Source organism: Nitrospirillum guaranorum, assembly GCF_034653275.1.
Classification (GTDB): domain Bacteria; phylum Pseudomonadota; class Alphaproteobacteria; order Azospirillales; family Azospirillaceae; genus Nitrospirillum.
The window spans coordinates 2,221,059-2,233,375 of sequence record NZ_JAYEES010000003.1 but is presented as its reverse complement, the minus strand read 5'-3'; the positions used below and the strand labels follow the sequence as shown (position 1 = coordinate 2,233,375).

Annotated in this window: 12 protein-coding genes; 6 read left to right on the top strand and 6 right to left on the bottom strand. The window is 69.8% G+C overall.

Going from position 1 to position 12,317, the window contains the following annotated elements; genetic code table 11:
- Positions 1-2: 2 nt before the first annotated feature.
- Entirely contained in the window at positions 3-761 is a 759-nt protein-coding gene (locus tag UAJ10_RS19155) for an SDR family oxidoreductase (RefSeq protein WP_322916791.1), read from the bottom strand.
- A gap of 157 nt (positions 762-918) precedes the next feature.
- Here UAJ10_RS19155 and UAJ10_RS19150 point away from each other — a divergent pair, with 157 nt between their 5' ends.
- The gene (locus UAJ10_RS19150) at positions 919-2,046 is read left to right on the top strand and encodes an alpha/beta hydrolase (RefSeq protein WP_322916790.1); all 1,128 of its coding nucleotides are present in this window, start codon (positions 919-921) and stop codon (positions 2,044-2,046) included.
- 45 nt (positions 2,047-2,091) lie between these two features.
- Entirely contained in the window at positions 2,092-2,769 is a 678-nt protein-coding gene (locus UAJ10_RS19145; protein WP_322916789.1) for a cupin domain-containing protein, read from the top strand.
- On the opposite strand, the gene UAJ10_RS19140 is transcribed toward UAJ10_RS19145, so the two are convergent.
- The 4 genes from UAJ10_RS19140 to UAJ10_RS19125 all read right to left on the bottom strand — a co-directional run bounded on the left by UAJ10_RS19140 (position 2,770) and on the right by UAJ10_RS19125 (position 6,002).
- Positions 2,770-3,318, bottom strand: coding sequence for a DUF4199 domain-containing protein (locus UAJ10_RS19140; RefSeq protein ID WP_322916788.1), 549 nt, complete (start codon positions 3,316-3,318; stop codon positions 2,770-2,772).
- 102 nt (positions 3,319-3,420) lie between these two features.
- Positions 3,421-3,900 (bottom strand): helix-turn-helix transcriptional regulator, encoded by a 480-nt coding sequence (locus tag UAJ10_RS19135; protein ID WP_322916787.1) that lies wholly within the window; start codon positions 3,898-3,900, stop codon positions 3,421-3,423.
- Between the two features lie 72 nt (positions 3,901-3,972).
- Positions 3,973-4,887 (bottom strand): pseudouridine-5'-phosphate glycosidase, encoded by a 915-nt coding sequence (locus UAJ10_RS19130; RefSeq protein ID WP_322916786.1) that lies wholly within the window; start codon positions 4,885-4,887, stop codon positions 3,973-3,975.
- 8 nt (positions 4,888-4,895) lie between these two features.
- The gene (locus tag UAJ10_RS19125; RefSeq protein WP_322916785.1) at positions 4,896-6,002 is read right to left on the bottom strand and encodes a carbohydrate kinase; all 1,107 of its coding nucleotides are present in this window, start codon (positions 6,000-6,002) and stop codon (positions 4,896-4,898) included.
- Between the two features lie 305 nt (positions 6,003-6,307).
- Here UAJ10_RS19125 and UAJ10_RS19120 point away from each other — a divergent pair, with 305 nt between their 5' ends.
- The 4 genes from UAJ10_RS19120 to UAJ10_RS19105 all read left to right on the top strand — a co-directional run bounded on the left by UAJ10_RS19120 (position 6,308) and on the right by UAJ10_RS19105 (position 11,177).
- On the top strand, positions 6,308-8,944 hold the full coding sequence (locus UAJ10_RS19120; protein ID WP_322916784.1) for a tyrosinase family protein: 2,637 nt from the start codon (positions 6,308-6,310) through the stop codon (positions 8,942-8,944).
- Between the two features lie 79 nt (positions 8,945-9,023).
- Positions 9,024-9,251, top strand: a complete 228-nt coding sequence (locus tag UAJ10_RS19115) for a hypothetical protein (RefSeq protein ID WP_322916783.1) — start codon at positions 9,024-9,026, stop codon at positions 9,249-9,251.
- Positions 9,248-9,430, top strand: a complete 183-nt coding sequence (locus tag UAJ10_RS19110) for a hypothetical protein (RefSeq protein WP_322916782.1) — start codon at positions 9,248-9,250, stop codon at positions 9,428-9,430. The genes UAJ10_RS19115 and UAJ10_RS19110 overlap by 4 nt, the downstream gene beginning before the upstream one ends.
- A 241-nt stretch (positions 9,431-9,671) precedes the next feature.
- Positions 9,672-11,177 carry a S10 family peptidase gene (locus UAJ10_RS19105; RefSeq protein ID WP_322916781.1) on the top strand — a complete coding sequence of 502 codons (1,506 nt, stop codon included), beginning with the start codon at positions 9,672-9,674 and terminating at the stop codon, positions 11,175-11,177.
- A 76-nt stretch (positions 11,178-11,253) separates the two neighbouring features.
- Here the strand turns inward: UAJ10_RS19105 and UAJ10_RS19100 are convergent, their stop codons facing one another.
- Positions 11,254-12,312, bottom strand: coding sequence for an ABC transporter ATP-binding protein (locus UAJ10_RS19100; protein ID WP_322916780.1), 1,059 nt, complete (start codon positions 12,310-12,312; stop codon positions 11,254-11,256).
- Between the last annotated feature and the right edge of the window lie 5 nt (positions 12,313-12,317).

Sequence of the window (12,317 nt, the reverse complement as noted above, 5' to 3'; positions counted from 1 at the left end):
CGTCAGGCGCGGCCCGGCTGGGCGTGGAACCAGGCGTCGAAGCCAGTGGCGCCCAGGCGGGGCGCGGGCCCGGCCGGAACCAGGGAGCGTTCGTCCAGCCGGGCGCCAAAATAGCGGGCCTCTGCATCGCTCACCACGCGGCGCGGGTCATGCGTGGCATCCAGGTAGCGAGCCACCAGTTCGTTCAGGCGCAGGCGCTCCGGCCCCGCGATCTCCACCGTGCCGTTGGCGGGCGGGGCCAGGGCTATCTCCGCCATCAGGGCGGCCACGTCGTCCGAGGCGATGGGCTGCAGGTAGGCCGACGACAGGCGGATGGTGCCGTCGACGGCGCTGGCGTTGGCGATACCAGGCAGGAATTCGAAGAACTGGGTGGACCGCACGATGGTGTAGGGGATGCGCGCGGCCTTGATCAGGCCTTCCTGCGCCAGCTTGCCCCGGAAATAGCCGCTTTCCTGCAGGCCTTCCGTGCCCACCACGGACAGCGCCACATGGTGGCGCACGCCGGCGGCCATCTCCGCCGCCAGCAGGTTGCGGCCGGAGGTCTGGAAGAACGCCAGCACCGCCGTGTCCTCGAAGGACGGGGAATTGGCCAGGTCCAGCACCACGTCGGCGCCCGCCAACACCTCGGCCAGGCCGGCGCCGGTCAGGGTGTCGACGCCGGTGCTGGGCGCGGCGGCCACGGCCTCATGGCCGGCGTCGCGCAGGATTCTGACGGCCTTGCCGCCGATCAGGCCGGTGCCGCCGATAACCACGATCTTCATGATGCTACCCCTTGCTGTCGAATGCGCCGCCATGGCGGCCGCGTCGACCCTATGACGAGCGGGATGGGGCCAGTGTGACATGGGGCCAAAAAAAGTTTGTGCCGTCGCGGCGCCGGGCCGCTAGGGTCGTCGCAAAATTGTTTGAACGGGGAAGCGTATGTTGAAGGTTGCCACCGTCCTGGGCATCGTCCCGGCCCTCGCCACCATCCTGGCCGCCACGCCGACGCTGGCATCACCGCCGCCCGACACCCGCGCCATCCTGGGCACGGTGGGCAAGGTGGTCTCCGCCAACGGCATCGACGAGGCCAAGGCGGTGGAGATCGGCGGCATCCGGCAATGGATCACCGTGCGCGGCAAGGACAGGCGCAACCCCATCCTGCTGGTGATCCACGGCGGCCCGGCGGCGCCCGAGCTGCCCACCCGCTATCTGTTCGAGGCGCCGTGGACCGACTATTTCACCGTGGTTGAATGGGACCAGCGCGGGTCGGGCAAGACCTACTTGCTGAACGACCCGGCCAAGGTGGGCCCCACCCTGAGCGCCGACCGCATCGTCCGCGACGCGGAGGAACTGGTGGGCTATCTGCGCGCCACCTATGGCAAGCGGAAGGTCTTCGCCATCGGCCACTCCTGGGGCACCATCATCGGCCTGAACCTGGCGGCCCGGCGGCCGGACTGGCTGTACGCCTACATCGGCGCCGGCCAGATCATCGACACGGTGGCGGCGGAGAAGGTCAACTACGCCTGGGTGCTGGACGAGGCCAAGCGGCGGGGCGACGCCCAGGCGGTGCGCGAGCTGGAGGGCATCGCGCCCTATCCGGAAAAGGACGGCAGCCTGCCCATCGACAAGCTGGGGACCGAGCGCAAGTGGTCCGTGAAGTTCGGCGGCCTGACCTATGGCCGCGATAATTACGACTATTGGGAAAACGCGGAAAAGATTTCGCCGGACTATTCCGACGCCGACTTCAAGGCCATCGACCAGGGCAGCGGCTTTTCCCTGCCCAAGCTGCTGCCCGACCTGGCTGGGGCCAACTTCACCGGCCTGACCAGGCTGGATTGCCCCCTCATCATCTTCGCCGGCCGGCACGACTACACCACGCCGTCGGAACCGGTGCAGGCCTGGTTCCGCACGCTGTCGGCGCCGTCCAAGCGCTTCGTCTGGTTCGAGAACTCCGCCCATATGATGTATGGCGAGGAGCCTGGCCGGGTGCTAGTCCACCTGGTGCAGGACGCCCGGCCGCTGGCGGCGGCCGTGGGCGACGTGGCGCCGGAGGCGGACGGCCCGTGATGGGGTCCCTGATCTGGCCCTTGAGGTGAGAAGGAGGGCACGGCGATGATGCGGCTGAACGACGACCTGACCGTGCGCACGGCGGTGCATGCCGGCGGCTTGGATTGGGTGCCAAGCCCGTCGCCGGGCGTGGACCGCCGCATGCTGTCCCGCATCGGGGATGAGAAGGCGCGCGCCACCTCCATCGTCCGCTATGCCGCCGGCAGCCGCTTCCCCACCCACGGCCATCCGGGCGGGGAGGAGTTCCTGGTGCTGGATGGCGTGTTCCAGGATGAGACGGGCGATTTCCCCGCCGGCACCTATGTCCGCAATCCGCCCGGCACGGCCCATGCCCCGGGTTCCGTCCCCGGCTGCGTCATCTTCGTGAAGCTGTGGCAGTTCCGGGCCGAGGACCAGGCCCGCGTCGTCCTGCGGCCCGGCGAGGGGGAGGCGCTGCCCACCCGCCCCGGCGTCGAGCGCGCCCTGTGCCTGTTCGCCGATGGGCATGAGGACGTGAGGCTGGAGGATTGGCGGCCGGATGCCGAGGTGCGCGTGGCCAACCCGCTGGGCTTGGAACTGTTGGTGCTCTCCGGCGGCTTCGCGGAGGGGGGTGAGGATTTCCGCGCCCAGTCCTGGCTGCGCCTGCCCGCCGGCCGGGATCTGGTGGTCCGCACCGGCGGGCAGGGCGCCCGTATTTGGCTGAAGGCCGGGCCGTTGCTGCACCCGGACGTCTGCGCCTTCTGATCAGGCCAGGACCGGCGCGCGCCGGGCGGGCCAGAAGCGGCTGTTGCGCAGCAGGCCGGCGGAGACCAGCGACACCAGCACGCCGACGGGGAAGATCTCGTTGAAGGTCAGGGACAGGCGGTAAAGGGGGTTGGCGTACTTCGCCCTCATCTTGTCCATTTCCGCCGTCAGGGCGGCCAGGGCCTCATCCGAGGCGCCCTTGGCCTTCTGCTGGCTGATCATGGCCTGGGCGTAGTCGTTGACATAGTCCATGTGGTTCAGGGCCTGCGTCACCTCCCACGCCAGGGCGTAGATCACCCCGCCGACGACGCTGATGCCCAGGCCCAGGAATAGGGCGGGCCAGAAGCGGATGACGCCGCCCAAGGCGGTGTCGCGGTGGCGCTTCACCGCCAGGAAGATGGTGCTGAGCGCCACCAGCATGGTGGCGTAGCCCAGGGCCATCTCCACGGCCATGGGCAGGTGGCCGTGCGGGACCGTGGTCAGCACCCCCATGGCCAGGCCCGAGATGAGGCCGGCGGCCAGGCCGTAGGTCAGTATTTTGCGCAGCATGCGAACGCCCCTTTGGTTCCGTGTGTCCTGCCCCTCACTGGCCCGCAAATCCGGCCCCCGGCAATCGCCCGAACGGGTGATTTGGCCGGATTCACCCGTAATTCAGGGCACCAGGCCCAGTTCGCGGGCGCGGTTGACGGCGTCGGTGCGGCGCTGGGCGCCCAGCTTCTCAAACAGCCGGGCCAGGTGCGTCTTGACCGTGTTGGGGGAGATGTCCAGCACCAGGGCGATCTCCTTGTTGGACCGTCCGGCCGCCAGCTCGCGCAGCACGGCCATTTCACGCGCGCTGATGCCCAGGCCGGCCTGGGCCTGGACGTTGCCCTCGGCGGGCAGCGGCGGGGCGGGACGCATGAGCCGCATCCCCACCATCACGCCCAGGGCCAGGAAGCCCGCCGCGATCAGGAAGATATAGATGTCGTCGGAATGGGCGCGGGCCAGGCGCTGGTAGTCCAGCCATTGCAGAACCGCCGTGCCGGCGGCCAGCGCCAAGCCGTAGAGCGTCACGCGCCGCAGGGCCGGCAGCCAATCCCCCCGGCGCTGGAGCACCGCCCGCAATCGCTGCGGCAACACCGGACGGCGCATGGCTTTCCTTCGGGCTGGACGGACCGTTCGCCATGAAGGTCCGCCGGGCGCCAGCCGTCTGTCAAGGTGGCCTCAGCCGGCGGCGTAGGCCACCGCGATGCGGGCGGCCAGGGCGGCGTTGTTCTTCACCAGGGCGATGTTGGCCGTCAGGCTGCGGCCGCCCGACAGCTCGTTGATGCGGGCCAGCAGGAAGGGCGTCAGGTCCTTGCGGCCGATGCCCCGGGATTCCGCCTCCGCCACCGCGTCCGTGATGGTGCCGTCGATGAAGGCGGGATCCAGGGCGTCGGCCTCGGGGATGGGGTTGGCGATCATGATGCCGGTGCCGCAGCCCAGATCGCGGTGCAGGCGCATGGTGGCGGCGATCTCCTCAGCGCTGTCCAGGCGATGGTCCGCCTTGTGGCCGCTGCTGCGGGTGAAGAAGGCGGGGAAGTCGTCGCTGCCGTAGGCGATGACGGGCACGCGCTGGGTCTCAAGGAATTCCAGCGTCTTGGGGATGTCCAGTATGGACTTCACCCCGGCGCAGACCACGGTGGTGGGCGTGCGGCCCAGCTCCGTCAGGTCGGCGGAGATGTCGAAGGTGGCCTCCGCCCCCCGGTGCACGCCGCCCACGCCGCCGGTGGCGAACAGGGGGATGCCGGCCAGGTCGGCGATGCGCATGGTGGCGGACACGGTGGTGCCGGCGCTGCCGCGCCGCGCCATGACGGCGGCGAGATCGCGGCTGGACGCCTTCACGACGCCCTTGGCCTGGGCCAGGCCCTCAAGCTCCGCCCCCGTCAGGCCGGCGCGAGCCACGCCCCGCACCACCGCGATGGTGGCGGGCACGGCGCCGTTGGCCCGCACCACATCCTCCACCGCCAGCGCCGTCTCCAGGTTGGCGGGATAGGGCATGCCGTGAGTGATGATGGTGGATTCCAGCGCCACCACCGGCAGGCCGGTGGCGAGCGCGTCGGCGACCTCGGGGCTGAGGACTGGCTTCAGAAGAGACATGGGGGACCTCAAGTCGTCAGGCGGGGCAGGTTGGCGGCCAGCAGTTGCGGCGACAGGCCGGGATGGACGCTGGCCTTGCTTTCGGTGGTCAGCGCCCCCACCAAGGCGCCCGTCCTGGCGGCGGCCAGCAGGCCGTCGCCGGCCACCAGACGGTGCAGGGTGCCGGCGATCATGGCGTCGCCGGCGCCGGTGGTGTCGACGGGCTGGGCGGGTATGGCCGCGAAGGTGGCGGCGGTGTCGTCGCCGGCGATGGCCGTGCCCTGGGCGCCCAGGGTGACGACGGCGCCGGCCGCCCCACGGGCGCGCAAGCCTTGGGCGGCCGCCTGTGCGCCTTCCAGCCCCGCATGGCGGGTGCCCAGCAGGGCGTTGGCCTCCTCCAAATTCATGAACAGCAGGTCGATGGCGGCCAGATCCGGGGGCAGGCGCGCCAGCTTGGGGATGGAGACGGCGTCGATCGCCAGGCGGAAGCGGGCGCCCCGCCGCCGCGCGACCAGGGCCGCCACCGTTTCCGCCGGCAGGTTGCAATCGGCGAAGACCCAGCTGGCCGCCGCCAGGTGCGGCCAGGCGCGATCCAGCAGGGCGGGGGTGAACAGGTCGAAGATGCGCATGTCGGCGGCGGCCACCGCCAGATCGCCATCCGGGCCCAGGATGGCGGCGTATTCGGCGGTGGTCGCCTCCGCCGTGGTCGCCGCCTGGCTGACGTCCACGCCGATGGTGCGCAGGTGGTTCAGGATTTCGCGGCCGGCCTCATCCTCCCCCACCAGGGTGATCAGGGCGGTGGGCACCGCCAGGCGGGCCAGGTTCTCCGCCACGTTGCGGGCGACGCCGCCGGGGCTGCGCACGCCGGTCACGGGGTTGGAGGTGGCGGGCACCAGGGGGGCCAGCGCCTGGTACTTGCGGTCCAGCACCGCGCCACCCAGGCAGACCACGCGGCGCCCCGCCGGCAGGATATAGCCCCGGCCCAGCAGCCGGCCCTTCTGCGTCAGGCTGACGACATGGGCGGCGACCGTGGAACGGGCCAGGCCCAGGGTGTCGGCCATGTCCTGCTGGCTGACGAAGGGGTTGGCCTCGATGGCGGCCAATACCGCGCGTTCCTGGTCGCTGAGGTTGGTCATGGGGGGTATCCGTCGGTACGTCTCCTGACCTTATAAACAGATGTTCTGATAAAAACATATGTTTTAGGCGCTGGTCGTTGCCTTGCGGGACGACGCACAGGTCCTGCGGGGACGAGTGGCGGCACGGCAGCCTAAGTTGTAAAACGACTTTCTCACCACCCGTATACGAATAGGCCCTTGGCGTCCCCACCCCGAAACGCTCATACTCCCGGTTGTTGATCTTTTGATTAATGCGTTCATGGCGAGCAAGCGGCCGGGGCGCCTTGCGGGAGGATGGACTGATGGGGGATGGGATGCGGCGGCCGGTGACCGCAAGGGCCCGGTGGGGCGGCCTGTGCGCCGCCGTGGCGCTGGGCGTGGGGCTGGCGGCGGCGTCGGCCGCGCAAACGGCGGCCGACGCCGCCGGCGCGCAGGTGGAAATCCTGGTCCATGGCGATGCCCGGACGGGCGCGCACTTCGACTATGTCACCTGGGCGCCTAGCCCGACCCTGGTGCGGGTCCGTCCCGGCGCGGCCCTACCGCCCGGCGCCACCGTCACCGTCGTGCTGACCAACGGCGCCGCCCCCGCCGAGGGCCAGGGCCACGTCAATTTCGCCCTGACGGCGGACGACTACAAGAAGGCGGTGGAGGGCGGCGGCGCCAAGGACCAGATCACCCTGACGCTGAAGGCCGACGGCACGCCCCAGCCCATCGTGGTGGCCGGCGACTTCCCGCACTTCAGCCGCGATGATAAGGACACGGCCATCGTCGCCCACCAGGGCAGCGCCACCGGGCCGGTGGTGGGCGGCGCCCAGGTCATGGTGCGCGTGCGCCGCAATGAGGAGACGCTGAGCGCGGAGGAGCGCAGCCGCTTCCTCTGGGCGCTGGCGGCGCTGCGCTTCCAGAAGTCGCCGGACCCGCGCTGGCGCGACACCTACACCTTCCTGGTCGACATGCACGACATCGGCGCCCGTGGCTTCGCGGAGCCGGCGGACATCGGCTACCCGGACCAGGAACACAAGGCGGCGGCCTTCGTCGCCTGGCATCGCGCCTTCCTGCTGGAACTGGAACGGGCGCTGCAGAAGGTCGACCCCTCGGTCACGCTGCCCTATTGGCCCATGTATTACTCGCCGGGCAAGGACGGCGCGACGGTGTTCCACGCCGACTTCACCGGCGCCAACACGGTGGCGGTCGACCCGGACTTCATGGCGACGGACCTGATCCGCTTCGACGCCGGCAACCCGCTCTACGGCTGGAACATGCCCGGGCGCGGGCCGCTGATGCGCTGGCGGCAGGATCGCGACAACGTCAAGCTGTTCAACACGCCCGGCATGCTGCTGGACAAATCCAAGGCGGGGCTGAAGTCCAACTATTCCTTCATGGCCGGTTCGGTGGAGGCCAACCCGCACAACATCGGCCACGGCTGGTCCGGCGTGTGGATGTCCAATTGCATGATCTCGCCCAGCGATCCCATGTTCTGGCCCTTCCACACCTATTTCGACTGGCTGTGGGCGGCCTGGCAGCAGCATTACGACCGCTTCCGCTCCGACGGTGCCGATCCCGCGCAGTACTGGCCCAACGACGCCTATGCCGACGGCAAGCCCAGCAACAAGACCAACCCCTTGGGCCATCACCTGCGCGACACCATGTGGCCGTGGAACGAGGAGATCCAACCCAAGCCGGTGGAAACCTTCAGCGCCCGCCGGCCGCCGCAGACGGTGGGCGGCCCCTTCGCGCCCTCCGGCGTGCCGGGCCTGTGGCCGCAGGCGCCGGCCAGGCCCACGCCGGGTGAGCTGATCGACTATGCCGGCTATGTCACGCCCGACACCGACGCCGGCGTCGGCTATGACAACCTGCCGTGGTCGCCCAGGCAGCAGGCGTCGCCCTTCCAGGGGGACGCGCCCTCGGCCGCCACGGCCCTGGCCGCCTTCCTGGCCAAGGACCGCCCGGCGGCCGACCGGGTGGAGCAGGCGGCGCAGGTGGATCTGGCGGCGGCGTCCGACACCACCGCCAAGAGCGCCCTCCAGGGCGTGGCCCTGGCAACGGCCGAGGATCCGGAGGTGCGCGCGGCCGCCCTGGACATCCTGGCCCGCGTCGACACGGCCACCGCGGTGGAGACGGCCTACAAGGTTGAGGGCGACGCCAAGCATCCGACGCTGGCCCACGCGGTGGAACGGGTGCGTGCCATGGAGATGTTCGCCAACCGCCCGGTCGACACGCCGGCGGAAGCGGCTGCGGCGCCCGCGCCCAAAGCGGTGTCCGTGCTGGACAAGGGCCTGTACGCCGCCGCCCGCAACGGCGTGCCCGACAACAACCCCTGCGTCGTGGGTGGCCTGACGGTGGAGCTGCAGCGCTTCCTGGCGAAGCCGACCGACGCGGTGCGCATCTTCCCGCAGGACGCGACGGCCTTCGTCGCCGCCACCAACCTGTTCGAGGCGGTGCCGGCGGCCAACAGCCGCCATGTCCATGGCAAGGCCAACGCCAGTTGCGCCACCCCGTTCAACAAGGCCGTGACCTTGGACACCATGCGCCGCCTGTTGAAGGCGAGCGCCACCACGCCCACCGGCGTGGGGGTCGATTGGTGGAAGACCAAGGCGCTGGCCGCCACCGTGCTGGCCCACAGCGGCGATACGGCGACCATCAGCCTGGTGAAGGGCCTGGCGGCGGACGCCAAGGCCACGGTCGATGCTCGCGCGGCGGCCGTGAACAGTCTGCGCCACCTGAACGAAGCGGCCTTTGAAAATGCGGTGGGCAGCCTGGACCGGGACCGGACGGCCCCGGCGGCGCTGAAGGCCCAGGCCATCGCCGCCGTGGGCGCCTATGTCCAGGACCATGGCCGCGACCTGCCACCGGACCAGCGCGCCCGCCTGGCCCACCTGCTGGACACCCTGTCGGCGGCCTCGCCGGCGGAGCAGGCGGCGCTGAAGACCGCGCGGCGCATGCTGACGCTGGCCGCCGGCTGACCCCCGTCATTTCATCCCGCCGGACGGCGCCGTGGCCCGCATGCCCCGCCGTCCGGTCCTTGCCCCAAGGAAAGTCCCCATGGCCAATCCGCCGACCTTCGCCGACGTGCAAACCATCCTGTTCACCATCACCGCCTCCGAGGACGATGTCCAGGCGAGGTATGAGATCTACGGCCGCCACGACGCGCAGGGCCGCTACAGCTGGGAAAGCGAGCGGGAACTGCTGACCTCCATCGCCAACCCCTATGGCGGCGGGCAGGCCGGCAGCGACACCCCCCGATTCCCGATCTGCCTTATGCCACCATGAGCGACGCCGACATCACGCAGAAGTGCGCGCTGGTGCGCATGCTGTCGCCCGGCGCCGACGGCAGCCCCGCCCGCATGCCGGTGCTGAGCCCTGCCACGGCGCGGCGCCGTGCCACCCCGGATGAGTTGGCGACCATCCGCAACTGGCTGCGCACCGTGCCCTATCCGCGCGGTTTCTGAAGCCTGGCGACCGCGACTCACACGGCTCGTTCGCGGATACGATATCCCGCACGCCGGTGGGGAAGGGCCCGGGCGGTTGCGCTGAGGGCCGTCTTGGGGCCATTCATCAACCCAAGGTCCGGCCCAAATGGCCCCCCGATGCCGCAGGGGGCGCCCTGGGCTTGCGGCGGCGGTGGCGACCATGGTCTAAAAGTCGCCATCAGGCACTTGAGATGCCGACCGATCAGGGGGACCATCCTTCATGCGCATCACCACGTTCGTCTCGTGTTTCGCCCTGCTGATGGCCATGGGCGCGCCCACCTACGCCGCTGACAAGCCCGCCGACAAGCCGGGCAAGGAGGCGCCGAAGGATGATGGCGAGCTGGCGCCGTTTCCGGCCCCGAAGTCCGTCAAGCAGACGGCCACCATCGCCGGCAAGCGCGTCGAGTACACGGCCACCGTCGGTTCCCTGCCGGTGAAGGACGAGAAGGGCAAGACCATCGGCGAGGTGGTCTACACCGCCTACACCGTCGCCGGCTCCGGCGCCACCTCGCGCCCGGTGACCTTCGCCTTCAACGGCGGCCCCGGCGCCTCCTCCGTCTATCTGAACCTGGGCGCCATCGGGCCGAAGCAGGTGGCCTTCGGCAAGGCCGGCGACAGCCCGTCCGACCCGGCGGTCCTGAAGGACAACGCCAACAGCTGGCTGGACTTCACCGACCTGGTCTTCATCGACCCCATCGGCACCGGCTTCTCCCGCACCAAGGTGGATGAGGAACAGACGAAGAAGGCCTTCTACACGGCTGATTCCGACATCCATTACCTCAGCCGCATCATCTACGACTGGCTGCTGACCAACAACCGCCTGACCAGCAAGAAGTATCTGGTGGGCGAGAGCTATGGCGGCTATCGCCTGCCGCGCCTGGCCTATTACCTGCAAAGCCGCATCGGCGTGGGTGTGTCGGGCATGACGCTGGTGTCGCCCTACCTGGACCCGCCGGCCATCGGCGAGGCCGACGCCCTGTCACCCCTGCCGTGGATGATCAACCTGACCGCCATGGCCGCCGGCAATTTCGAGCGCCAGGGCAAGCCCTTGAACGAAACCACCATGGGTCCGGTAGAGAAGTACGACCGCACCGAGTTCATGCAGGACCTGATGGCCGGCCCGCGCGACAAGGCCGCGACGGACCGCCTGTCCGCCAAGGTGGCGGAGTTGACCGGCCTGGATCCCAAGCTGGTGCGCCGCATGAACGGCCGGGTGGACATCGGCACCTACCTGCGTGAAATCCACCGCGCGGACGGCAAGGTGGGCTCGGTCTACGACAGCAACGTCACCGCCTTCGACCCGTTCCCCTCCAGCGCCGACGCCCGCTACAACGATCCGCTGCTGGACGGTCTGATCGCCCCCACCACCTCGGCCATGGCGGACTTCGTCACCAACCAGGTCGGCTGGAAGGTGGAGGCGCGCTACAACGCCCTGTCGTACGAGGTCAACAAGCTGTGGGACCGGGACGACACCGACAACCCCGTCACCGACCTGCGCAAGGCCATCGCCAACGACCCCAAGATGGCGGTGACCATCGTCCATGGCTGGAACGACCTGTCCTGCCCTTACTTCGGCTCGCGCATGCTGATCGACCAGATGCCGACCTACGGCGTGGCGGAGCGGGTGAAGCTGCGCATGTACCCCGGCGGCCACATGTTCTACGCCCGCCCGGACAGCGGCGCCTCCTTCCGCAAGGACGTGATGGCGATGTACGACGCGAAGTGAGCGTCTGATCCGATTTACAGAGCGCGCCGGCCGGGACCCGCTCCCGGCCGGCGTTTCATTTATGGGCCAGGGTTGCTCACCCGATGCGTGTTCCAGTGCCGGGCTGGAACAGCAGCGGCGCGCCGGGTGGTACCATCAGGCCCACGGCGTCGCCCGGCGCCAGCGGCCGCGTGTCCATGGTGAACAGTTTCAGCCGCTGGGCGCCCAGGGCCAGATGGACGACGCGGCCGGTGCCGGTGGGCTCCACCATGTCGACGCGGACCGGCACGCCATCGGCCGGCGTGGTCAGGGCCAGGTGTTCGGGGCGCAGGCCCAGGGTAACCGTGGTGCCGGGCGGGAGGCTGAGGGGCGCGCGCACCAGCGTCTGCCCCTCCACCACCAGGGCGCCGTCCGGCGCCAGCGTCGCGTCCAGGAAATTCATGGGCGGGGAGCCCAGGAAGCCGGCCACGAACAGGTTGGCGGGGTTGTCGTAAAGGTCCTGGGGGCTGCCCACCTGCTGGATGGCGCCGTCGTTCAGGGCCACGATGCGGTCGGCCATGGTCATGGCCTCAACCTGATCGTGGGTGACATAGACGCTGGTGGCGCCCAGCTCGCGGTGCAGCTTGCGGATTTCATAGCGCATCTGCTCGCGCAGGCGGGCGTCCAGGTTGGACAGGGGCTCGTCGAACAGGAAGGCTTTGGGATCGCGCACGATGGCGCGACCCATGGCCACGCGCTGCCGCTGGCCGCCGGACAGGGCCTTGGGCTTGCGCTCCAGCAAGGCGGTCAGGCCCAGCTTGGCCGCCGCCGCCTCCACCGCTTTGGTGATCTCGGTCTGCGGCAGGCGGCGCTGCTTCAGCGCGAAGCTCATGTTCTCCCGCACCGTCATGTGCGGGTAAAGGGCGTAGGACTGGAACACCATGGCCAGGTCCCGGTCCTTGGGCGCCACGTCGTTCACCAGCCGGCCGTCGATATGGATTTGGCCGCCGCCCGGCTCCTCCAGCCCGGCGATCAGGCGCAGCAGGGTGGACTTGCCGCAGCCTGACGGGCCCATGAGGGCCACGAACTCCCCCTCACGGATTTCCAGGTCGATGCCGCGCAGCACCGGGCCGCCGCCATAATCCTTGCTGACATTGGAAAGGGTGATGGTGGCCATGGGAT

What these genes read in the sequence shown, in the direction of transcription:
- UAJ10_RS19155 (WP_322916791.1), bottom strand. Translation starts at nt 761, where the DNA reads ATGAAGATCGTGGTTATCGGCGGCACCGGCCTGATCGGCGGCAAGGCC.
- UAJ10_RS19150 (WP_322916790.1), top strand. Translation starts at nt 919, where the DNA reads ATGTTGAAGGTTGCCACCGTCCTGGGCATCGTCCCGGCCCTCGCCACC.
- UAJ10_RS19145 (WP_322916789.1), top strand. Translation starts at nt 2,092, where the DNA reads ATGATGCGGCTGAACGACGACCTGACCGTGCGCACGGCGGTGCATGCC.
- UAJ10_RS19140 (WP_322916788.1), bottom strand. Translation starts at nt 3,318, where the DNA reads ATGCTGCGCAAAATACTGACCTACGGCCTGGCCGCCGGCCTCATCTCG.
- UAJ10_RS19135 (WP_322916787.1), bottom strand. Translation starts at nt 3,900, where the DNA reads ATGCGCCGTCCGGTGTTGCCGCAGCGATTGCGGGCGGTGCTCCAGCGC.
- UAJ10_RS19130 (WP_322916786.1), bottom strand. Translation starts at nt 4,887, where the DNA reads ATGTCTCTTCTGAAGCCAGTCCTCAGCCCCGAGGTCGCCGACGCGCTC.
- UAJ10_RS19125 (WP_322916785.1), bottom strand. Translation starts at nt 6,002, where the DNA reads ATGACCAACCTCAGCGACCAGGAACGCGCGGTATTGGCCGCCATCGAG.
- UAJ10_RS19115 (WP_322916783.1), top strand. Translation starts at nt 9,024, where the DNA reads ATGGCCAATCCGCCGACCTTCGCCGACGTGCAAACCATCCTGTTCACC.
- UAJ10_RS19110 (WP_322916782.1), top strand. Translation starts at nt 9,248, where the DNA reads ATGAGCGACGCCGACATCACGCAGAAGTGCGCGCTGGTGCGCATGCTG.
- UAJ10_RS19105 (WP_322916781.1), top strand. Translation starts at nt 9,672, where the DNA reads ATGCGCATCACCACGTTCGTCTCGTGTTTCGCCCTGCTGATGGCCATG.
- UAJ10_RS19100 (WP_322916780.1), bottom strand. Translation starts at nt 12,312, where the DNA reads ATGGCCACCATCACCCTTTCCAATGTCAGCAAGGATTATGGCGGCGGC.